Annotated in this window: 17 protein-coding genes; 15 read left to right on the top strand and 2 right to left on the bottom strand. The window is 36.1% G+C overall.

The window, feature by feature from the left end:
* The first annotated feature begins 29 nt into the window (after positions 1-29).
* The 15 genes from IPI31_00815 to IPI31_00885 all read left to right on the top strand — a co-directional run bounded on the left by IPI31_00815 (position 30) and on the right by IPI31_00885 (position 20,752).
* Entirely contained in the window at positions 30-818 is a 789-nt protein-coding gene (locus IPI31_00815; GenBank protein ID MBK7566347.1) for an enoyl-CoA hydratase/isomerase family protein, read from the top strand.
* A gap of 7 nt (positions 819-825) precedes the next feature.
* Positions 826-1,380 carry a hypothetical protein gene (locus IPI31_00820; GenBank protein MBK7566348.1) on the top strand — a complete coding sequence of 185 codons (555 nt, stop codon included), beginning with the start codon at positions 826-828 and terminating at the stop codon, positions 1,378-1,380.
* Positions 1,381-1,609: 229 nt separating this feature from the next.
* Complete coding sequence (locus tag IPI31_00825) at positions 1,610-2,158, top strand: hypothetical protein (protein ID MBK7566349.1); 549 nt, start codon at positions 1,610-1,612, stop codon at positions 2,156-2,158.
* 238 nt (positions 2,159-2,396) lie between these two features.
* Positions 2,397-4,679 carry an NADP-dependent malic enzyme gene (locus IPI31_00830; protein ID MBK7566350.1) on the top strand — a complete coding sequence of 761 codons (2,283 nt, stop codon included), beginning with the start codon at positions 2,397-2,399 and terminating at the stop codon, positions 4,677-4,679.
* Between the two features lie 126 nt (positions 4,680-4,805).
* On the top strand, positions 4,806-5,393 hold the full coding sequence (ruvA, locus tag IPI31_00835) for a Holliday junction branch migration protein RuvA (GenBank protein MBK7566351.1): 588 nt from the start codon (positions 4,806-4,808) through the stop codon (positions 5,391-5,393).
* 10 nt (positions 5,394-5,403) lie between these two features.
* Entirely contained in the window at positions 5,404-12,702 is a 7,299-nt protein-coding gene (sprA, locus tag IPI31_00840; GenBank protein ID MBK7566352.1) for a cell surface protein SprA, read from the top strand.
* Between the two features lie 426 nt (positions 12,703-13,128).
* Positions 13,129-13,509 (top strand): glycine cleavage system protein GcvH, encoded by a 381-nt coding sequence (gene gcvH, locus IPI31_00845; GenBank protein ID MBK7566353.1) that lies wholly within the window; start codon positions 13,129-13,131, stop codon positions 13,507-13,509.
* Positions 13,510-13,514: 5 nt separating this feature from the next.
* The gene (locus IPI31_00850) at positions 13,515-13,889 is read left to right on the top strand and encodes a VanZ family protein (protein MBK7566354.1); all 375 of its coding nucleotides are present in this window, start codon (positions 13,515-13,517) and stop codon (positions 13,887-13,889) included.
* A gap of 87 nt (positions 13,890-13,976) precedes the next feature.
* On the top strand, positions 13,977-14,744 hold the full coding sequence (locus IPI31_00855) for an energy transducer TonB (protein MBK7566355.1): 768 nt from the start codon (positions 13,977-13,979) through the stop codon (positions 14,742-14,744).
* A gap of 80 nt (positions 14,745-14,824) precedes the next feature.
* Positions 14,825-16,630, top strand: coding sequence for a tetratricopeptide repeat protein (locus IPI31_00860; GenBank protein MBK7566356.1), 1,806 nt, complete (start codon positions 14,825-14,827; stop codon positions 16,628-16,630).
* A 143-nt stretch (positions 16,631-16,773) separates the two neighbouring features.
* Positions 16,774-17,076, top strand: coding sequence for a DUF4286 family protein (locus IPI31_00865; protein ID MBK7566357.1), 303 nt, complete (start codon positions 16,774-16,776; stop codon positions 17,074-17,076).
* Positions 17,077-17,135: 59 nt separating this feature from the next.
* The gene (crtI, locus tag IPI31_00870) at positions 17,136-18,620 is read left to right on the top strand and encodes a phytoene desaturase (GenBank protein ID MBK7566358.1); all 1,485 of its coding nucleotides are present in this window, start codon (positions 17,136-17,138) and stop codon (positions 18,618-18,620) included.
* Positions 18,621-18,673: 53 nt separating this feature from the next.
* Positions 18,674-19,519: a phytoene/squalene synthase family protein gene (locus IPI31_00875; GenBank protein ID MBK7566359.1), complete on the top strand. Its 846-nt coding sequence runs from the start codon at positions 18,674-18,676 to the stop codon at positions 19,517-19,519.
* Positions 19,516-20,250: a lycopene cyclase domain-containing protein gene (locus IPI31_00880; protein ID MBK7566360.1), complete on the top strand. Its 735-nt coding sequence runs from the start codon at positions 19,516-19,518 to the stop codon at positions 20,248-20,250. The genes IPI31_00875 and IPI31_00880 overlap by 4 nt, the downstream gene beginning before the upstream one ends.
* A gap of 46 nt (positions 20,251-20,296) precedes the next feature.
* Positions 20,297-20,752: a sterol desaturase family protein gene (locus IPI31_00885; protein MBK7566361.1), complete on the top strand. Its 456-nt coding sequence runs from the start codon at positions 20,297-20,299 to the stop codon at positions 20,750-20,752.
* 510 nt (positions 20,753-21,262) lie between these two features.
* Here the strand turns inward: IPI31_00885 and IPI31_00890 are convergent.
* Both IPI31_00890 and IPI31_00895 read right to left on the bottom strand, forming a co-directional pair.
* Positions 21,263-22,477: an ABC transporter permease gene (locus tag IPI31_00890; protein MBK7566362.1), complete on the bottom strand. Its 1,215-nt coding sequence runs from the start codon at positions 22,475-22,477 to the stop codon at positions 21,263-21,265.
* A 22-nt stretch (positions 22,478-22,499) separates the two neighbouring features.
* Positions 22,500-23,414: an ABC transporter ATP-binding protein gene (locus tag IPI31_00895; protein MBK7566363.1), complete on the bottom strand. Its 915-nt coding sequence runs from the start codon at positions 23,412-23,414 to the stop codon at positions 22,500-22,502.
* Positions 23,415-23,442 lie beyond the last annotated feature (28 nt).

Here is a 23,442-nt window from a genome sequence, read left to right on the forward strand (position 1 = left end):
CTCTATATATTTGTGAAAAATTAGTTTCAATGCAACTCGAGAATTTAATCACAGAGATAAAAGACAATATTCTCTACATCACCATCAACAGACCAAAAAATCTTAATGCGCTCAACATCAAAACTATTGTAGAACTGGATGAGGTGTTTGAGGAATTCATGTATAATGATGAAGTGAAGGGTGTTATCATTACCGGAGCCGGGGAAAAATCTTTTGTTGCCGGTGCCGATATTTCTGAATTTGCCGACTTTACCCCGGATCAGGGTAAGACAATGAGTGAAAACGGTCACGATACCTTCGACAAGATAGAAAATTACAATAAACCCGTAATTGCCGCTGTAAACGGTTATGCTCTGGGGGGAGGATGTGAGCTTGCAATGGCATGTCATTTGCGTGTAGCCAGCGAAAATGCCATTTTCGGGCAACCGGAGGTGAATTTAGGTCTCATCCCGGGATATGGTGGAACCCAACGACTTGTAGAATTGATAGGAAAAGGAAAGGCTTTGGAACTATTAATGACCGGCGATTCTATAAACGCAGCAATGGCAAAAGACCTTGGTTTGGTTAATCACGTGGTTCCTCAGACCGATCTGATAGCAAAATGTGAGGAGATCCTGAAAAAGATCATCACAAAAGGGCCGGTTGCGGTTTCCAAGGTAATACAATGTGTAAATGCACATTTCAGAGGTGGTGGATATGTGGGTGACGCTTATCAATCGGAGATCACACAATTTGGGCAATGCATTGAAACGGAAGATTTTGTAGAGGGAACAAGCGCATTTTTAGAAAAAAGAAAACCTGAATTCAAAGGAAAATAATATGAAAATGTTGAGCTTGTCCTTTTTAACCTTTTTACTGTTTTTAACGGTTGAGCACAATTTATCTGCTCAAACCAATGCTAAACAGCCCTTTAAGTCGGTTAAGATAGGCAATCAGGAATGGATGACCATGAATTGGGATTATAAAACCCCAAAAAGTTTTTATTATAATAACGATTCCACTATTGACGCCAAATACGGTAGACTTTATTACTACAGCAATGCTATTGCAGCTTGTCCACCCGGTTGGCATTTACCAACACTGGATGAATGGTGGGAACTCATCAATTATCTTGGAGATATCAATAAAGCGGGACCAAAAATGCTTGCAGATAATGATTCCAGTGTGCATTTACTCGCCGGAGGGTATAAAAGTGCCAATATTAATGAAGGTGAGGAATTATTCGGTTTTTTGGAAACCTATGCTTTTTATTGGACTGCCACACCAGATAAGGAACAAACCGCATATGCAGTTCATATCACTAAATCTACCGGTGAAATTGAAATAACAAGTTATAGAAGAGCGAACGGTTTTTCTGTGCGTTATGTCAAGGATAAATAAGGACATCTGCTTTAATACTTATTATTACTTGATTCTTGCCACAAAAAGGGACATTTTTTCATCACATTTTAAATAAATATTGGTAAGATTTTCCCCAATTTCAATAAAGTTATAATTAGTTATAAAATACTGATAATCAATATTTTATATTTAAAAATATAATGATTTTGACCATTTTTCTGCGTACGGGGCACATTTTTAGCGGTATTAACCCCAAAAAGGAGAAATTATGAAAAAGTGGTTATTGATCATAGGAATAACGTTGGGCATAATTTCACAGACTGAAGTAAATGCTCAGATAGTAAAAGTGAATATAAGTTCACAACCTCTATGGGGTCCGGTAGGCTACAATTATGTTGAATACTATTATATACCGGATTGTGAGGTTTATTATTATGTTCCCGGACGAACATTTTATTATTACTCAGGTGGAGGATGGTTACACGCTACCTCCTTGCCCGGTTCTTATAATTGTGATCTTTATTCCTCTTATAAGGTGGTGATAAACAAACCAAATCCTTGGTTACACCATAAAGTGTATGTTGTAAAATATGCGAAGTACAAAACATCACCCCCAAGACAGTATGTTATTAAAGACAGTGATGACTCTAAATATTATGTAGTGGAGGGTCACCGAAATTATAAAAAACCCGATGAAACCGGTGTTAGAACAGGGGAAAAGGGTAAAGACAATGGAGTTAATAATGACGAACAAAAAAGACCTTCCAAATCAAAAGTGAAGGAGAAAAAAGCGAAAAGGAAAATAAAAAATAACTGATAATTTTAAAATAGTATTCAGGTATCGGGAGTGGGACTTATGTTCTTCTCCCGATTTTTATTTCGTCCAGTCATCCTCCCAATTCTCAGATCGGATAAAAATCACAGTTTGTTTTCACAGATTTAGTGTTACTTTCTACAAATAGCAAGACTTACGCATTATTTTTGCCCTCCGCCATTTTATTTACAGGCGAATTAGTTTTTGTTTTTACGCCAGATTTGGCAAAAAGTAGGTTACAATGCCTGAAAAATTAAGAAAGAAAGACGCACTCGACTATCACTCTTCCGGTCGTCCGGGAAAGATCGAAGTTATTCCAACCAAATCAACCAAAACACAGCGCGACCTCTCACTCGCCTACTCTCCGGGAGTTGCAGAACCCTGTTTGGAAATTGCAGAAGATATTTCCAACGTATATAAATATACCGCGAAAGGAAATTTAGTTGCTGTAATAACTAATGGTACAGCTGTTTTAGGCTTGGGAGACATAGGTCCCGAAGCATCTAAACCGGTTATGGAGGGAAAGGGATTACTCTTTAAAATTTATGCTGATATTGATGCCTTCGATATAGAACTCAATTGCACCGATGTGGATGATTTTGTGAAGATAGTAAAAGCAATGGAGCCAACTTTTGGAGGAATAAATCTGGAAGATATTAAAGCTCCAGAATGTTTTGAGATCGAAAAAAGATTAAAGGCCGAGTTGAATATCCCGGTTATGCACGATGATCAGCACGGAACTGCAATTATTGCGAGTGCGGCAATGATAAATGCTGTAGAAATTGTTGGGAAGAAACTGGCCGATGTTAAAGTGGTGTTTTCCGGAGCAGGTGCTTCTGCAATTTCCTGTGCTAAATTATTTGTGGAATTGGGAATTACACGGGCAAATATTCTGATGCTCGATAGTCATGGAGTTTTAAACACCGAACGCGAAGGCCTGGATCAGTATAAAAGTTTATTCGTTAATGAGAGTAAGGCAAATACCCTCGCTGAAGCATTGGTAGATGCTGATATTTTCGTTGGTTTATCCAAGGGAAATATTGTTACACCTGCTATGTTGCTAACAATGGCAAAGGACCCAATAGTTTTTGCACTTGCAAATCCTTCTCCTGAAATTCCGTATAATGATGCAGTAAACACCAGAGAAGACGTGGTTGTTGCAACCGGAAGATCTGATCATCCTAACCAGGTAAATAATGTGTTAGGATTCCCTTACATATTCAGAGGAGCTTTGGATGTTCAGGCTACAGAAATTAATGAGGCGATGAAAGTTGCCGCGGTTAGAGCATTAGCGGCACTGGCAAAGGAACCTGTTCCGGAATTCGTGAACATGGCTTACAGCGAAAAAAATATTCAGTTCGGAAGAACATATATCATCCCCAAACCGGTGGATCCCCGATTAATTACACGTGTTGCTCCTGCGGTGGCAAGGGCTGCCATGAAATCGGGTGTTGCCAGAAAACCTATTTTGGATTGGGAAGAATACGAACAAACCCTTTCGACCCGCCTTGGTTTGGAGGAACAATTAATTAAAGCTATTACCAGCAAGGCAAAACAAAATCCAAAAAGAGTGGTGTTTGCCGAAGCTGATAATTTTAAAATATTAAAGGCAGCGCAGATCGTAAAAGAAGAAGGTATTGCCAAACCGATCCTGTTAGGACCGGTGGATAAAATTCGCGCTATCATTGAAGAAAATCAGCTGGATCTACAGAATGTTCCTATAATTGATACTCGTGCAAAGGAACAGGATGAAAAACGTGCACATTTTGGTGAGTTGTTCTTTAACAAAAGAATGCGCCGCGGAATCAACCTTTATGAAGGTAAAAAAATGATGCGCGACAGAACATATTTCGGGGCAATGATGGTGGAAACAGGAGAAGCAGACGCCTTGATCTCCGGCTTAACAAGACAATATCCTGAAACCATAAAACCAGCTTTGCAGATCATTGGAAAGGAAGATGGTTCCAATCGTGTTGCAGGCATGCATATAGTACTTACTAAACACGGTCCGATATTTTTTGCCGATACCACTGCCAATTTCACACCTTCTACCGAAGAACTTGTAGAAATAACGGCACTTACTGCTAAAGCTGTCCGTCAGTTTAATATTCAGCCTAAAATTGCATTGTTATCTTATTCCAATTTCGGTTCAGTTGAAAATGAAGAAACTGTGAAGGTTCGAAACGCAGTTGCCATTTTGAAAGAAAGATTCCCCGGAATGATCGTAGAGGGTGAAATGCAGGTGAATATTGCCTTCAACAACGATCTGATGAAAGAAAATTACCCTTTCAGTGCTGTAGTTGACAGAAATGTAAATACCTTGATCTTCCCAAATTTACAGGCTGCAAATATTGGTTACCAATTGATGCATTCGCTGGGGCAGTGCGAGGTGATAGGGCCAATTTTGTTGGGTATGAAGCGCTCGGTGCATATTTTACAATTGGGTTCATCGGTTCGCGAGATAGTGAACATGGTTGCAATTGCAGTAACGGATGCACAAGTAAAATCTAAACGCAAAGCGTAGATTTCTTGAAAGATTTGACAGAACGATTATAACATTTTAAACAAAAAAATATTTATATATCCCATATTTGCAATCAGTCAAATTTGAGTTAAAAATTAAATTTGAAAAACACACAGAGTATTGAGTATGATCGCGTATCTGAACGGTGAGTTTAAAGTAAAAAATCCAGCATACATTATTGTGGAATGCAATGGTGTTGGATATCAGGTGCATATAAGCCTGAACACCTACTCGAAGGTGCACACTTTGGAGAAAGGAAAATTACATACATATTTGCATGTTCGTGAAGATGCACAGATCTTATATGGATTTGCGGATGAGGCTGAAAAAAATCTGTTCATTCACTTATTATCTGTACAAGGTGTAGGTCCCAATACTGCAAGAATGATTCTTTCCAGTATGACGGCAGCCGATCTGGAGGATGCAATTTTGAGGGAAAACGACAAATTATTACAAAGTATTAAAGGTGTGGGCCCTAAAATGGCAAAAAGGCTGTTGATAGACCTGAAAGATAAAATTGGAAAGACATCAATTTCGGCGGAAAATTCTTTTGGTAACGTGCACAATACTATAAGAGAAGAAGCGTTAAGTGCATTGGCGATGCTTGGGTTCAGCCGTCTGCAAGGGGAAAAGGCTGTTGCAGCGGTATTGAAATCTGATCCCGGAGTCAACGATGTAGAAACTTTAATAAAATCAGCATTGAAGAACTTGTAAACACGAGGTTTTGGCAGTATCTAAATTTATTCCCCAAATTTTATTAGGAACTACAATCGGTGCCACGGCGCTCGCAGGTATCCTTTTTTCGGAACCCAAGGTGTATGATTATTCCTCCTCTGGTTCCTCCTATGCTTTATCACCAATAATTCCGCAGGATACCCCTCCTGATCTTCCCTTTCCTTTTGAAGATGATTCGGAAAGCGATTTTTTTAATGACGATGAAAATAATTTTGATCTGGATCAACAGGGAGGAGTTATAACGCCAACCATAGTTTACGATCCTGAAACCGATCAATATATTTATCAGGAGCAGATCGGTGATGATTATTATCGCGACCCACAATACATCTCCTTCGAAGATTATTTAAAAGCACAAGAGGACAAAGCAATTACGGATTATTGGAAAGAGCGCTCCGGTGCATCAAATTTATTGGGAGGTGATGGTAAACCCATTCAACTTACTCCCTTTAACGGCGATTGTAGATTATTTGACGGTTGTAATGTTGAAATTCGCCCTCAGGGAAATGTGGAATTGACCTTCGGTGGAAGTTTTCAAAATATTCAGAATCCTATCCTTACGGAAAATCAACGCAAACAAGGTGGATTCGATTTTGCTATGGATATCAATGCCAATGTATTGGGTTCGATTGGAAATAATTTAAAACTCAATTTTAATTATAATACACAGGCAACTTTCGAATTCGAAAATCAAATTAAACTTGAATATAAAGGAAAAGAAGATCAGATAGTGCAGGGAATAGAGGCAGGAAACGTGAGTCTGCCTTTAACAACACAATTAATTCCTGGAACACAATCTTTATTCGGTTTAAAAACAGAATTACAATTCGGTCGTTTAAGTATGACCACTGTTTTATCACAACAAAAATCACAAACACAAAGTATACAAATTGAAGGTGGTGCTCAAAAAAGAGAATTTGAAATTTTCGCCGATGAATATGATGAGAACCGACATTTCTTTATGTCGCATTATTTCAGAAACGGATATCAGGGATGGTTATCTTCTCTTCCTTATGTAAGCTCTCCGATCAATGTTACAAAAATTGAGGTTTGGGTAACTAATACAACTGGTGAAACAGAAAACACACGTGATGTTGTTGCTTTTTCCGATCTTGGTGAACCGGATTCTATTTATTGGGGTGTTATTGATCCTGCAGGAACTATCAGTTCTTTAACTCCAGGTGGATTTCCATCCAACTATGCCAATGATCTCTATCAAAAATTAAATGCATCAGCTGGAACCCGTGATCTTAATACAGTAATTTCAACTTTATCAGGTCCAACATTTGGAATGCAGGCCACGCAGGATTATGAAAAAGCGAGAATGCGTAAATTATCTACAACAGATTATATTTTTAATCCTCAACTCGGTTTTGTATCACTAAATACAACTCTTCAGCCTGATGATGTTTTAGCGATATCTTACGAATATACTTACCAGGGACAAACTTTTCAGGTGGGTGAATTTTCCAGCGATCTACCTCCGGGTGTTGATACCTCCAATGTGTTATTTATGAAAATGTTGAAAAGCACTTCAGCAATAACTCAAATTCCACTTTGGGACCTTATGATGAAAAACGTTTATTCTTTAGGTGCTTTTCAGGTGAGTAACGAAGGTTTCAGATTGGATGTATTATACCAGGATCCGGGCGGTGGATTAAAAAGATATATTCCTGCAAATAATGCAAACGTAAATAGTAAACCCTTAATTAAATTATTAGGATTAGACAGATTAAATAATAATAATGATCCGCAGGCAGATGGTATTTTCGATTTTGTTAATGGTATTACCATTAATACACAAAATGGCCGTGTTTATTTTCCGGTACTCGAACCATTCGGTGATTATCTGAGAGATGAATCTGTTTTTGGAGATGATATAGAGGTGGAGAAATTCGCTTATGATGAATTGTATAATGAAACAAAAACAATTGCTTTACAATTTCCGCAATTCGACAGATATGTAATTTCCGGAGAATATAAATCCAGTGTTTCTTCTGAAATTTATCTTGGTGCATTTAATTTACCTAAAGGATCGGTGCAGGTAACTGCGGGCGGACAATTATTAACGGAGAATGTGGATTATACCATCGATTATTCTTTGGGAAGATTGAAGATCGTTAATGAATCCATATTAAATTCCGGACAACAAATTAATGTTACATTTGAAAATAATGCATTTTATGGTTTTCAAACTAAATCGTTAATTGGAACTCGTTTCGATTATTGGATCAACGATAATTTTACTTTGGGTGCTACATGGTTACATTTATCAGAAAGACCTTACACACAAAAAGTAAATATTGGTGATGATCCAATATCAAACTCCATGTATGGTTTTGATATGAATTATACACAAGATGCTCCCTGGTTAACCCGTGCATTGGATAAATTACCATTATACAGCACAAAAGAAGCTTCTACATTTAGTTTTACCGGTGAGGTTGCAACATTCCGTCCAGGTCACTCTAAAGCAATTGGTAAAGGTGAAGCCGGAACAATTTATATCGACGATTTTGAAGGAAGCAGAAGTGCATACGATCTTAAATTTCCTTTTGCAAGTTGGGTACTCGCAAGTACACCACAAAATGCAACAGATGAATTCAGCGATATTTTATTTCCCGAAGCAACTTTATTCGACAGCTTAGAATACGGAAAAAACAGAGCAAGATTTTCCTGGTATAATATTGACCCATTATTTAATGAGGATAATAATCCATCACAACCCGATCACTTATCCGCTGCAGACTTGTCTAATCACTACACAATTCAAATTGATGAAAAAGAAATTTTTCCTCAGGCAGATTTTGAAACAACGGTATTAACCCAATTAACAACTTTTGACCTTGCATATTATCCAACGGAAAGAGGACCTTATAATTATGACGCTGCTCCTACATTTTATTCTGCGGGTTTAAATCCTGATGGTTCTGGTCAATTAGCAAATCCGGAATCGCGTTGGGGTGGTATCATGCGTAATCTCGAGACAAATGATTTTGAAGCAGCTAATATTGAATTCTTAGAATTTTGGGTGATGGACCCATTCGATAATCGCGGTCCTTTTGGTGAGCAGGTTAGCGATGATGGATATTTATATATCAACCTCGGAAACGTTTCGGAAGATATATTAAAAGATTCCCGAATGTTTTTTGAAAATGGATTACCAAAAGACGGTACTCAGGATGGATTAGATCAAACCAATTGGGGAAATGTTCCGAGAACACTTCCTATTACAACTGCATTTGATAACGATGTGGAATCACGCGAAAATCAGGATAAAGGATATGATGGGATGGATGATGATCAGGAAAGTGATTTTCATACTCCATTTATTGCCGATGCAACTGCAATAGTTGGTGGAACACCACTTGCAATAATTCAAAATGACCCTGCATCAGATGATTATCATTATTATCGCGGTGGAGATTATGACGATCAGGGATTAAGTATATTAGAACGTTATAAAAAATATAATAACCCACAGGGAAATTCACCAACTACAGAATCATCACCTGAAGCATATCCAACAGCTGCAACTACAATTCCTGAAACGGAAGATCTTAATGATGATTTTACTTTAAATGAAACAGAATCTTATTTTCAATACAGAGTGAAAATGGGACCTGATATGGAAAATACAAATCCATTTATTACCGATGTGGTAGTTGCACCTCATACATTTAAAGATGGCAGTACAGATTCTATTAAATGGTATCAATTTAAAATTCCGATCGATCAGTACGATAGTAAAATTGGAAGTATACAGGATTTTAAATCTATCCGATTTATCAGAATGTATATGACCGAATATGAGAAACCTTTGGTTATGCGTTTTGCGCGTTTGGAATTAGTGAGAAATCAATGGAGAAGATATCAGTTCTCCTTATTAAACCCAGGTGAATATTTACCGGATGATGATGGAAATGAAACTGATTTTAATGTATCATCAGTAAGTATAGAAGAAAATTCCGTTCGTCAGCCAATACCGTATGTGTTGCCTCCGGATGTTGATCGTGAACAAACTCTTGGAAGCGGAAGTTCAGTTTCAACCTATCAGCAAAATGAACAATCGTTAAGCATGCAAATTTGTCCGTTACAGGATGGAGATGCACGTGCAATTTTTAAATCATTAAATATCGATTTGCGTCGTTACGGTCGAATGATCATGAACGTTCACGCAGAACCACTTCCTGATGCACCTCTTGCAACATTAAATGATGGCGACCTGCATTTATTTATTCGTATGGGTTCCGATTTTACAAATAACTTTTATGAATATGATATTCCACTAACAGTTACAAAATTGCCTTTACCTGCTGGAACTACCGATGATGAAAATGTACGAAGCGCAATTTGGGCAACCTTAATTGATTTTCCTCTCGACTCATTGGTTGCAATTAAATCGCTGAGAAATAATGCACAAATTTCACCGCTTACTCCATATTCAGTTTCTGTAGATGATGGAGTTACCTATACAATTATTGGTAATCCGGATTTAGGTTATGTGGAAGAAATAATGATTGGTGTGCGTAATCCGAAAGAACCAAGCAGTAGCGGTGCAGAATTTTGTGCTGAGGTTTGGGTGAACGAATTGCGTTTGACAGGTATAGATGAAAGCGGCGGATGGGCTGCACTTGCAAGAGCTGATTTTAAATTGGCTGATCTTGGTAATTTAACCGTTTCCGGAAATATGCACACTGCAGGTTTCGGAACTTTGGAACAACAAATTGACGAACGTTATAAAGATAATTTTTATCAATACGCAGCATCCTTAAGTTTGGAATTAGGTAAATTTTTACCTCAGGGCGTTGAATTGCGTTTACCGTTTTATGCAAGTATATCTGAATCATATAGTAACCCTGAATTCGACCCTTATGAATTAGATGTTGATCTTTCAGAACAACTTGCAGACATTACAGAAACATTCGGACAGGATTCAGCAGATGTTTACAAAAAAACAGTAATTGATTATATCGCGGTAAAAAGTATCAACCTCACAAACATTCGTTTTGAGCGCGGACAAAATGCTGGTAATCCTCATCCGTGGGATAAAGAAAATTTTGATCTTACTTTAGCATATTCTCAGGAATACAATAGCAATCCAACATTGGAATACGATATCATAGATCGTTATAAAGGTGCCTTGGGATATAGCTTTAATCAAAAAGCAAAATTCATTTCTCCATTTGAAAAATTAATTGATAAAAAATATAAATGGTTAACACCTGTCCGCGATTTTAATTTTAATTTATTACCAACAGGTTATAGTTTCAGAACAGAATTAAATCGCCAGTTCGGTCAAACATTAATGCGTGATATTTATGGTGATGGATTGATTGATCCTACTTATGATAAATATTTTACATGGGATAGATACTATGGTATAAAATTCGAACCTGCAAAATCCATTAAAATAGATTTCTCCGCAACAAATAATGCACGTATCGATGAACCTTATGGTGCTTTAGATACACAAGAAAAAAGAGATTCTCTTTGGAATAATTTTATGGACCTCGGAAGAAATACCAATTATCGCCATACACTTGCTGTAAATTATACTTTACCGATCAGCAAATTACCTGCCTTCAGTTGGATCACTGTTAAATTAAATTATAATACTTCTTATGGCTGGATAGCTGGTTCTTTGGGATTAGCAGATACATTGGGTAATACCATAAACAATACACAATCAAAATCAGTAAACGGTGAATTTAATTTCAGGAATTTATATAATAAATCGAAATTCCTCAAACAATATAATACCAATACTTCTCCTCCAAAAGGAGCGAAACCATCAAAGGAGGAAGAGGAGGACGCTGACGATCCTGATGGAACCGCACCTAAAAAAGCAAAAACTCCAACAGTTTCTGCTCCGGTGGAAACCTTAGTGCGATTAATGATCGGATTAAAACGTGTAACAATTAATTATTCACAAAATTACGGAACAACATTACCTGGTTTTATGCAAACATCGCAGGTGTTGGGATTAAATACTGCGACCACAGCTCCGGGTTGGGATTTTATTTTCGGATATCAACCTTCTTATAAATGGTTGGATAGTATTGCAAATAAAGGTTGGTTGAGTACGGCTCCTTCTTTGAATTATTTATTCATGCAGAGTTACAGCGAAAATCTGGACATGCGTGCAAACTTTGAACCTCTGAAAGATTTCAGATTAGACCTAAATTTAAATAAGACCTATTCAAAAAATCATTCCGAATACTTTAAAAATACTTTATCTGTTGACGATCCAATGTATGAACATTTAAATGCCGTTGATGCAGGAAGTTTTACAATAAGTTATAGCATATTGGGAACGGTATTTGAAAAATTATCATCTCAGGAAGTGTCGGCAACATTCAAACAATTTGAAGCGAACAGGGAAATAATTTCACAGAGATGGCAATCACCTGAGGGAAATCCGGTTTATTCCAATGACATTTTCTTCAATCCATTAGACAGCACCTTCAATCCAAATTATGCAGAAGGTTATGGTCCTTATTCACAGGATGTTTTAATTCCTGCATTCCTTGCTGCCTACACAGGAAAAAGTGCTGCAACAGTTTCCTTGAATACTTTTGATCAGATACCAAAACCAAATTATCGTATAACCTATAATGGATTAAGCAAATTACCGGGATTCAAAAAAATATTTTCTGCATTCACAGTAACTAGTGCATATACTTCCACTTTAGCATTAAATAGTTTTGTAACGGATCTCGATTTTGACGGAAATTATTATGCATACGCACACGTGGTTGATACGCTTACTGGAAACTTTGTTGCCTTGTATGATATTCCGAATGTCTTGATAAATGAATCATTATCACCGCTCATCGGAATTGATGCAACATGGGTTAATGGAATTACATCCAAATTTGATTTCAAAAAATCGAGAACACTTACCATGAGTTTCATCGATTATCAATTAACACAAATTCACTCCACTGAGTTTACTGTTGGTATGGGTTATAAAATGACCGGATTTACATTCCCATTTAAGTGGAGAGGAAAACGTCCTAATTTGGAGAACGACCTTACATTTAAAGTTGATTTCAGCTTTAGAGATGATATTACTACTAATTTCAGATTAGACCAGGATCTTAACGAACCAACAGGCGGTTTAACCAGTATCTCTTTTTCACCAACCATCGATTACGTTGTTAACGACAGATTTAATATTCAACTGTATTTCGACAGACAAAAAACTGTTCCAAAAATTTCAACTTCTTATCCTATTACTTCCACTAATGCAGGTATTAAAGTGAGATTTAGTTTGAGCGAATAATAAAATTAAAATAAAAATACAATGCCCCTGATATTAAAGATTGAAGGGGCATTTTTTATTCGTGCATTCGTGGCTAATTTATTTTCATCCATATTGTGGGTTAAAAAGGTAGCCACGAATGCACGAATGAACAGCCAATTTTATGGGCTGTTTGTATTTTGAAATTTTATTATATATTTTTTATTCGTGTATTCGTGGCTAATTTTTTCCACCATAATATTGACGAAAAATGTTGCAACGAACCTTCCACATTCATCAGGTGTGTACATGAACGACCAGCAAAAGAATATTGTCTGGTTTATTGTTTTTTGAATTTGTAGCCATTGTTCTAAAATCTGCGCAATTGAACATTTTTATTTGAGGCAAACAAAATCCCCTAAACTTTCCTCCAAAACCCTTACTTTTGACCTCTCAAAAAATCATTTTATGCATATACCTGAAGAATTAAAATATACAAAGGATCATGAATGGGTTCGTATTGAAGGAAATATCGGAACCATTGGAATTACGGATTTTGCGCAACACGAACTAGGTGATATCGTTTATATTGACATTGAATCCATTGGTGATCATGTTGAAAAAGAGAAAGTTTTTGGGACGGTGGAAGCGGTGAAAACAGTTTCAGAATTATTTATGCCCGTTTCCGGCAAAATTTTAGAAATGAATTCCACTCTCGATGCCGCACCCGAATCTGTAAATCAGGACCCTTACGGTAAAGGCTGGATGATAAAAGTGGAACTTTCCAATCTTTCGGAAGTTGACGGTTTGATGTCGGCTGCTGAATATGGAGAACTTATTTCAGCTTAAATTATATGACCATTCACCAAAGAACATGGCCTGTTCTGATGTTTTTCTGGGCGGCCGTGATCATGGTTGTAAGTGTAATTCCTGGGGCAGATCTCCCATCCTTGTCGATCTGGGAGCCTGATAAGGTAATGCATGTTTTTGTTTATGCAGTAATGACTTTTCTTACATTTCAATGGTTTAAAAGCTTCTCTAGCCTCGATTCCTTAAATAAAAAGGCATTTATTTCCGTTACAGTATGCATTTTGTATGGTTTTATCATCGAATTGATACAACTGATCTTACCAACTAGAAGTTTCGACTTATTGGACGAACTAGCGAACAGCATAGGTTGTTTATTAAGTTTAACAGGTATTTTAGTATTTTCGTCAAAACGCAAATAAATAGCTAAAACTGCCGGGCGGGACTGATTCGGAATGTTTTTTGTTTAAGAGGAGGTCAACCGTTTACAAGTGCAGGGTTATTAATACATGGAGCCATCAAAATCTTATCTCAACCAAACTTTTAACGATATCGTTTTCGAAAATCGAAATAAAGAATATGGCTCCTATGCGCTGCGAACACTTACTAAAAGAAATATCTTACGGGCTTTATTTCTTATTTCAGGCTGTGTTTTTATTGCTGTGGCCAGTATTTATGTTGATTTTTCATTTTTTAATAAGTCGGAGCCTTTAGTTTTAAATATATCGGAGGTATCACTTTCTGATCCACCTCCCTTATTTAAATTATTGCCACCGGCCGTACCCCCCGCTGCAAAAAAAATGGAAACGTCTGAACTTACTGAAATGGAAGTAACAGATGATGAGAAGGTGAAAAATGAAAAAGAAAATAAGGTTCTCGATGAAAAAGTGGATTCCACTTCAAACGGAACTGCTGAGAAAGGATCTGATGCAAAATCATTGGAAAGTGGCAATGGAAATACTGTTTATTTCAGTGTTGAGGTAAAACCTGAATATCCCGGAGGCTCCAAGGGACTTACTAAATATTTAAAGGATAATGTAAAATATCCGCAGGATGCAAAGGAAAATGGAGTTCAGGGAACAGTTGTTGTAGTTTTTATAGTAAATGAGGATGGCACAGTTTCGGATGCAAAAATTAAAAAAGGTATTGGGGGAGGATGTGACCAGGAAGCATTGAGAATAGTTAATGAAATGCGCAAATGGAAACCTGGTAAACAGGGTGGTGTTCCGGTGAGGGTTTACCAGCAAATACCGATTGCTTTTAAATTACAGGATTGATAACCCGTAACCTGTTAATTAATGTTGTGGTTTGGTGAATATTATAATTGTTTGATGTAATTTTCGTTTATTATTAAAATATGAAGAAATTTCTGACCATATTATTTGTTTTGACTGCGTTATCTGCAACTTCCTTTTCTCAATCTGATGCAACGCTGGCCCAACAATTCATGAGCAATGGCGAATATGATAAGGCAGCGGATATTTACAAAAAATTATACAACGAAAACGCTAACAGTTATTACAAATCCTATTATAATTGCTTACTGGTTTTAAATGATTTCAAGGAAATAGAAAAGATCATAGGCAAACAGATAAAAAACAATCCTGAAAATCTTACCTATTATGTAGACCTTGGTTATGCTTATGAAAAAAACGGAAACACAAAAGAACGCGACAAACAATGGGAGCTCGCTATTCAAAAAATAACAGATAATAAAACACAGGTTAATTTATTGGCAAATGCTTTTGTGGGATTAGATCAGTTATACAATGCGATAAAAACCTATGAAAAAGCGCAGAAAATTGTCTCTACTTATTCCTTTAATTATGAATTAGGAGGCATGTATTACAGAGCCGGAAACCTCGACCTCAGTATAGAAACATATTTGGATTATTATGCCGAAAATGATAAAAGTGCAATGTCAAAAACCACGGCTGCACTTAGTAGAATTTTAGATGAAGAAAAAGATCATACACTCTTACAGGAAAAAATATTTGAACGCATTCAAAAAAATCAGAATGAAATTTTATTTACAGAATTATTGATCTGGGACTATATTCAGCTCAAAGATTTTGACGGTGCTTTTATTCAGGCAAAAGCGCTTGATAAAAGAAATAAAGAAAATGGGGAGCGTGTTTTTGATCTTGCTGAAATCGCAAAAATTGAAGGCGCATACGATAATGCAATTGAAGGATATAATTATATTATAGCAAAAGGAAAAAATTTCCCCTATTATTTCAGTTCTAAAAATGGGATTCTGAATTGCAGAAAAGATAAAATATTTAAAACTAATTCTTATTCAGACGTTGACATTAGCGAATTAAAAAGCAGTTATACCGATTTTTTACAGGAATATCTCAAAAATGATTTCCGCGCAGCCACCGTTACTGCTGATCTTGCAAAGCTCGAGGCATTTTACATTCACGATATAGATCGCGCTATTGAAATTCTGGAGCCGGTTGTGGAATGGCCCGCATTAAATATTTCAGATCGTTCAAAAATTAAATTAGATCTCGGTGATTTTTATTTAATTTCCGGAGATGTTTGGGAAGCTACCCTATTATATTCACAGGTGGATAAAGCTATGAAGGATGAACCACTTGGAGAGGAAGCGAGGTTAAAAAATGCCAAACTCGCTTATTATCGCGGCGACTTTAAATATTCGCAAGGAATGTTGGATGTATTAAAAGCCGCAACCAGCGAATTAGTTTCCAACGATGCAATGAAATTATCCGTATTTATTACAGAAAATCTGGCACTTGATTCTGTTTCAGAACCTATGGAATTATTTGCAAAGGCAGATCTCATGGTATTTCAAAATAAAATAAAAGAAGCCGTAATAATTCTCGACACTTTGGATGCCAGATATCCTGCACATAAACTTGCGGATGATATTTTATTTCTCAAATCCACTATTGCACTCAGACAAAAAGATATCACCACGGCGGTGGCCTACCTCGAAACCATTCGCGAAAATTATACCTACGAATTGTTGGCGGATGATGCTATTTTTAAACTCGCCGAGATCTATCAATACGATTTTAAAGATCTCGAAAAAGCAAAACTCTGTTACGAACAAATTATTCTCAACTTCAAAGATTCCCTCTACGCCAACGAAGCCAGAAAAAGATTCAGGGCTTTGAGAGGGGATAATCTCAATTAGGGGAGTGGTGAATAGTGAGTAGTGAGTAAGATCCAGGTCGGTTGGAAGTTATTACACCTGACTAATGACATCTGACGATTCACGAAATTGTCAATTATCAATTGTCAATTATCAATTAATCCCCTATTTTCACCCCAAAAAAAATGTACATCTACAATGTAACCATAAAAGTAGAACCTCATCGTGCAACCGAATGGCTGGATTGGATGCGCAATATTCATATTCCGGAGGTTTTAGAAACAGGATATTTTTTGGAAAGCAGAATATGCAAGATCGTGAATGATGAAGATCCTGAGGATTTTACTTTTGCAGTTCAATATACCTGTTCAACTTTAGCTGATTACGAGCAATATCAAAAAAATAAAGCACCGGCATTACAAAAAGAAATGCGTAACTTGTTTGGCGATGATGCATTTGCCTTCCGCACATTGATGGAAATTTTGTAATAAATGAACAATTGTATGTTCTTGCGGTTTGTTACACTTTAGCTTAAACAAAACAAAACATGCCAAAACATATTGTTGTAATAGGGTCGGGATTTAGCGGGCTTTCTGCGGCATGTGCTTTGGCAAAAGAAGGTTTTAAAGTTACCTTATTAGAAAAAAATGAATCGGCAGGCGGCAGAGCTTCTGTATTTTCAGAAGATGGATTTGTTTTCGACATGGGACCGAGCTGGTATTGGATGCCCGATGTTTTTGAATGGTTTTTTGATCTCTATGGATATAAACCATCCGATTTTTATGAATTGGTGAGACTGGATCCCGCTTACAGAATATATTTTTCAGCTGATGATTTTATTGATATGCCGGCTTCTCTTGCAGAGTTATATAAATTATTTGAACAGCTGGAACCCGGTTCCACTCCCGCTTTGCAGAAATTTTTAAAAGATGCTGCCTATAAATATAAAGTGGGAATGCAGGACATGGTTTTTAAACCTTGTAACTCTGTTATGGAGTTTGCAGAATTAAAAATGGTAAAGGCCTTATTCACCATGCAATTATTTACTTCGCTCCGCAATGAGGTTCAAAGTAAATTCAAAAGTGAAAAGATCAGAAAAATTTTGGAGTTCCCTGTCTATTTTTTAGGCGCGTTGCCATCGAATACACCAGCATTATATTCCATATTAAATTATGCAGATCTTGTATTAGGAACCTGGTATCCCAAGGGTGGCATGTATAAAATAATCGAAGCCATGCAAAAGGTTGCGGAAAAGTTAGGGGTGGAAATTCGATTTAATTCAGCAGTTACTAAAATTCATTCTGTTGAAGGAAAAGTTAAACATATTTTAATTGGTGATAAAGAAATGGCCTGCGATGCGGTTGTAGCTTCCGCAGATTATAACCATGTGGAGGAAAAATTATTGGGTGAAAATGATAAAAATTATGATTCGGGATATTGGGATAAGAAAGTTTTCGCTCCCTCTGCAATTATTTATTATCTGGGAATAAAAGGAAAAGTAAATAATTTATTGCACCACAACCTATTTTTTGACCAGTCGTTTGAGGTTTTTGCAGATGAGATCTATACGAATCCGCGCTGGCCTTCAAATCCCTTATTTTATGTTTGTGTTCCATCAAAAACGGATGAAACAGTGGCGCCTCCCGGCGACGAAAATATGTTCATTCTGATTCCTGTCGCCTCCGGATTAACTTCCGATGAACTTACCTCTGAAAAATATTTCCAATCCGTTATTGAACGCATTGAAAAGTTCACCGGAGAGCAATTTAGTGATCGTATTATTTATAAAAAACCCTTCACGCCCCGCGATTTCGAACATCGTTATAACGCTTACAAAGGGAATGCATATGGATTGGCTAACACCTTGAAACAAACCGCTATTTTTAAACCTAAAATGCATAATAAAACAATTAAAAATCTGGTATATGCCGGCCAATTAACTGTTCCGGGTCCGGGAATGCCGCCGGCAATAATTTCAGGTTATGTGGCAGCCGGTGAAATAAAAAAAATGTTCAAATCACAAAAAATGTAAATTCACCATGAACAAAACTTCGTATATACGGTTTTATTCGAACAACGAGATCTATGCTTGAACTGTTCCACCAATCGTCATTTGCCTGCAGTCGTAAGGTTACTGAATTGTACAGCACGTCCTTTACTTTGGGTATTAGGGCTTTAGATAAAAAATACCACGATGCCATTTACGGTATTTATGGTTTTGTGCGGTTTGCGGATGAGATTGTAGATACTTTTCATGAATGGAATAAGGAAGACCTTTTTATCAGGTTCAGGGAGGACACAAACAGAGCTTTGGATGAAAAGATTTCACTCAATCCAATACTGCATTCATTCCAAATTACAGTGCATACTTATAATATTGACAGAGGTTTAATAGATGCGTTTTTGAACAGCATGGAAATGGATCTGCACATCAGCAATTACAAACAAGAAAACTACACGGAATATATTTATGGAAGTGCTGAAGTGGTTGGATTAATGTGTTTAAAAGTATTTTGCGAAAAGGATGAACAGTTATTTCTTCAATTGAAAGATGCCGCAAGATACCTTGGAGCTGCATTTCAAAAGGTAAATTTTCTACGTGACCTTCAGGCTGATTTTAAAGAGCGCGGAAGAGTTTATTTTCCGGATATAGATTTCGATAATTTTTGTCATGCTCAAAAAGCAGAGATAGAAGAAGAGATACAAATAGATTTTGAAAAAGCGTATGAAGGGATAATTCGTTTACCGGAAGGCGCAAAATTCGGTGTTTACCTGGCCTATAAATATTACTTGAATTTGTTCGAAAAAATCCGTAAAACAGAAGCGCATAAAGTGATGCAAACCCGTATCAGGGTTTCCAATCCGAAAAAAATATCTATGTGGGCTTCCGTATATTTACGGTCTAATATTTTAGGTATTTACGCACCGTGAACGATAAGTATTTATATCTACTGGTAAACATTGGAACTGTTTTATTTCCGTTCCTTTTTAGTTTTGAAAAAAAAGTTGCTTATTACAAATGGTGGAAATATTTATTTCCCGCCTTAATTACAACTGCAGCCGTATTTTTAATTTGGGATCATTATTTTACAAAAATTGGAGTTTGGGGATTTAATGAGCAATATTTAACAGGAAACAAACTTTTTGGATTACCATTTGAGGAAATATTGTTCTTTTTTACTGTTCCTTACGCCAGCATTTTTATATACGCTTTTGTTAACAAATTTTGGCCTGCGACTCCAATATTAGATAAAATTGCAAAACCGATTTCTATAATAATTCTGTTAATTGCTGTTGTATTGTTGATACTACATTTTGATAAAGCTTACACAGCTCTTAATTGCGGGTACGCGATATTATTACTGGGAATGCAATTATTATTGATCAAAGGACCATACATGGGCAAATTTTATCGTTTTTACTTATGGCATCTTATCCCCTTTTTTATCGTTAATGGCATTTTAACAGGAACCGGAATTAATGGGGAAGTTGTTTGGTATAACAATGCCGAAAATTTAGGTATCCGTTTAGGAACAATTCCAGTAGAAGATTCATTATATAGTTTGAGTTTAATGCTGATGAATATCAGTATTTTTGAATGGTTGAAAGGGCGTAATGCATTAAAAGAAAATGTGGGCCCATCGAAAACGAAGATCAAATAGTAAATTAATTACCTTTTTGGTATCATAATTAGAATATAAAATTAAAATGAATATCCTTATCAATATCCTATCCTTCTTCCTCGCATTCGCCTTTATGGAATGTTTTGCATGGTTCATGCATAAATATATCATGCATGGAGTTGGATGGTTTCTGCATAAATCGCATCACGAACCGCGTCATGGCCGGTTCGAATTAAATGATCTTTATGCATTGATATTTGCCATCCCTGCAATAATTCTCATGTGGTTTGGCACACCTGACTATAATTATTTATTTTGGTTAGGTTCAGGAATTACAGCCTACGGTTTATGTTACTTTTTATTTCACGACGTTTTGGTTCATCGTCGTTTAAAACACAATGTAAAACCCGGCAATACCTATTTACAACGCATCATTCGCGCGCATAAAATCCATCACAAAAAAATGAGTAAACAAGATGGACAAGCATTTGGATTTTTATTTGCGGATAAGAGGTTTGATGTGAAAAGAACTGATGATTAAAATTCCAAAAAAATTATATAATCCATAATTCCACAAATTTTTATTTTAATTGAAATTTAAATTCAACAACAATATCTCTTTAATCACCAATGTTCCGATTGATTCACCATAGATTCGCCACAACATCACCAATTCAAATAGTAAAAAAGAAAAAATAGCTCAACCTCCTATTATATCATTGCAATCCTGGATGTTAAATCCCTTGCAACAAAACAATCCCGAAAAAAAATCCAAGAATTATAATATTTTCAAATATTAAATAAAACCTATGGAATTTATTCCCCTCAACTAAGAAGTAAATATTAAAGAAGAATAAAACTGGTTGTATAAAGAGATTTAGGTAAAATAAAATCATCAATATTTCAAAAGTAATAAGTTGAGTCTTAAATAATAATAATATTGGCAGTATAATTAAAAAAGTAAAGACTATGCCATTAATATAAAGGTTTGCATTCCTAACCCTCCCATTTAAGGTAATTAGTAAAGTCATTTTTCGATCTTGAATTTATTTTACGTTAATTTCAAAATATTCCTCCTAAAAAAATATCCGCTAACCGCTAAAACTACAATCGTTATCCCACCTAAAACCAAAATATTTTCCATAATTGATTCTATTCCTGTTTTCCTCCAGAAAATATCATAAAATCCCTGAATACTCCAGTAATTTACGGAAATAACTGCAGCATCCTGCATAAAGGAAGGCATTATATAAAGTGGTATCATACTTCCACCCACAGCACTCATAAATAAAATAATTATAGTACCCAGAGAATCAGCTTGTTTTTTTGTTGTAACTATTGCCGACAATAAAACACCAAACGAAGAACAAGCAATTGCAGTAAATAATATCATGATAATCAAAGCCGGAATATCCATAAATATATCCAAGGCAAACGCGAGCCATGAAAATATAAACATCACAGTTAACTGAAATACAGAAATAATAGTTGCCGTCAGCATTTTACTCATCATTATTTCAAACGGTTTTACCGGTGATTGCAGTAATTTTTTTAATACACCATTTTCTTTCTCTTCCAACATACTCTGACCAATGGAACTCACACTAAACAATAACATCAGAATTGCAGTTCCGGCAACAGCTTGAATTAATCCCCAGTTACTTGACTCATCTCCAACCAGACTTGTCATTGTTACAAGATCCACGGTTCTGTTTTCTTTAATCTGTGCATCCAGCATGTTTTGTTTGAGCGAATCGCGCATCAAATTGGGAACATTGGGATACAATTGGTTTATAAGACTTTCGACATTTTTCGCCGCATCGTTTTCCCCTTTTAACGATGATACATTTCCAAGTACAATATTTTGTAAAACACTCACCTCCATTTCCCTGCTCTGATCAAATTGCATTTCCATCGGAACAGTATTACCATATTTAATGGAATCTTCAAAACCGGAATAAATAATAATATTTGCAATTCTATCTCCATTTTTAATCAGATCAATTGCATTTGCTTTTGTTTCAGGTATTAATTCAATTCCAGAAATACTATCCAAAATTGAAATAATTTTTTTTGATGTTGCTGTATTATCTTCATCAGAATACAAAACCAGAATTGGACTACTCTCCTCTTCATCCCCACCTGCAACTCCACCAAATGCAAGTGCAAACAGTGTTATCAACCCAATTGGCAATAATAAAGCGAGAAATATGGCTTTTTTATCGGTAAAAAATATTCTGAGATCCTTTTTTGCAAGTTTCCACATAACGAAATAGTTTTTTTTTATATCAATCCCTCAAATGTCTTCCGGTGAGGTTTAAAAATATGTTTTCCAGACTAATACTTTTAATATCAATATTAATTATATCAATACCTGCATCGGAACATTTTTTTACCACATCGGGTAAGATCAGTTTTACATTTTTGGCTGTAACTATTAATTCATGGGTATCATTATTAAATGTAGAATTATATCCCTTTAAACCTTCCTGAATTTCACCTGAATAACCAATTTCAATCGTTTCTTCCACAGCATTGTGGTCGCGCAATTCCTGTAAACTTCCCTCGGCAATAATTCGCCCCTTATCAATAATTCCAATCCTGTCGCACATTTTTTCTGCCTCCTCCATGTAATGAGTGGTATATAAAATTGTTTTTTTATTTTGATGAAGTTCTGTCAACAATTCATAAATTTTATTTCTGCTTTGTGGGTCGATCCCTACAGTAGGTTCATCCATCAAAATAAGTTCCGGGTCGTGCATTAATGCGCATGCAATATTTATTCTGCGTTTCATTCCGCCGGAATAGGTTTTTATTTTATCCTTTTTTCTATCCTCCAGGCCAACCCAATGAAGCAATTCTCCCGCACGTTGTTTTGCCGCTTTTCCGGTTACTTTGTATAAACTTCCCCAAAATATTAAATTTTCCAACGCCGTGAGCTCTTCATACAGTGCAATTTCCTGAGGCACTATTCCCATTTTTAGTTTTACCTTATTACTTTTTTCATACACATCCATTCCATCAACAAGAATGCGTCCACTATCGGGAGGAATAATGGAACTGATCATATGAATTGTTGTAGTTTTACCGGCACCATTTGGGCCAAGTAATCCGTAAAACATTCCCGAAGGGATTGTCAGTTCGATATTATCAACTGCCTTTAAATGTAAAAATGATTTTGAGATCGCTTCAACTTTTAACATAAACAGGATTATATGGTAAAAATATAAC

It is taken from the genome of Bacteroidota bacterium (genome assembly GCA_016706865.1).
Taxonomy (GTDB): Bacteria; Bacteroidota; Bacteroidia; order Chitinophagales; family BACL12; genus UBA7236.

What these genes read in the sequence shown, in the direction of transcription:
- IPI31_00825 (MBK7566349.1), top strand. Translation starts at nt 1,610, where the DNA reads ATGAAAAAGTGGTTATTGATCATAGGAATAACGTTGGGCATAATTTCA.
- IPI31_00850 (MBK7566354.1), top strand. Translation starts at nt 13,515, where the DNA reads ATGACCATTCACCAAAGAACATGGCCTGTTCTGATGTTTTTCTGGGCG.
- IPI31_00860 (MBK7566356.1), top strand. Translation starts at nt 14,825, where the DNA reads ATGAAGAAATTTCTGACCATATTATTTGTTTTGACTGCGTTATCTGCA.
- IPI31_00865 (MBK7566357.1), top strand. Translation starts at nt 16,774, where the DNA reads ATGTACATCTACAATGTAACCATAAAAGTAGAACCTCATCGTGCAACC.
- IPI31_00855 (MBK7566355.1), top strand. Translation starts at nt 13,977, where the DNA reads ATGGAGCCATCAAAATCTTATCTCAACCAAACTTTTAACGATATCGTT.
- IPI31_00820 (MBK7566348.1), top strand. Translation starts at nt 826, where the DNA reads ATGTTGAGCTTGTCCTTTTTAACCTTTTTACTGTTTTTAACGGTTGAG.
- gcvH (MBK7566353.1), top strand. Translation starts at nt 13,129, where the DNA reads ATGCATATACCTGAAGAATTAAAATATACAAAGGATCATGAATGGGTT.
- IPI31_00830 (MBK7566350.1), top strand. Translation starts at nt 2,397, where the DNA reads ATGCCTGAAAAATTAAGAAAGAAAGACGCACTCGACTATCACTCTTCC.
- crtI (MBK7566358.1), top strand. Translation starts at nt 17,136, where the DNA reads ATGCCAAAACATATTGTTGTAATAGGGTCGGGATTTAGCGGGCTTTCT.
- IPI31_00890 (MBK7566362.1), bottom strand. Translation starts at nt 22,477, where the DNA reads ATGTGGAAACTTGCAAAAAAGGATCTCAGAATATTTTTTACCGATAAA.
- IPI31_00875 (MBK7566359.1), top strand. Translation starts at nt 18,674, where the DNA reads ATGCTTGAACTGTTCCACCAATCGTCATTTGCCTGCAGTCGTAAGGTT.
- IPI31_00815 (MBK7566347.1), top strand. Translation starts at nt 30, where the DNA reads ATGCAACTCGAGAATTTAATCACAGAGATAAAAGACAATATTCTCTAC.
- IPI31_00885 (MBK7566361.1), top strand. Translation starts at nt 20,297, where the DNA reads ATGAATATCCTTATCAATATCCTATCCTTCTTCCTCGCATTCGCCTTT.
- IPI31_00895 (MBK7566363.1), bottom strand. Translation starts at nt 23,414, where the DNA reads ATGTTAAAAGTTGAAGCGATCTCAAAATCATTTTTACATTTAAAGGCA.
- ruvA (MBK7566351.1), top strand. Translation starts at nt 4,806, where the DNA reads ATGATCGCGTATCTGAACGGTGAGTTTAAAGTAAAAAATCCAGCATAC.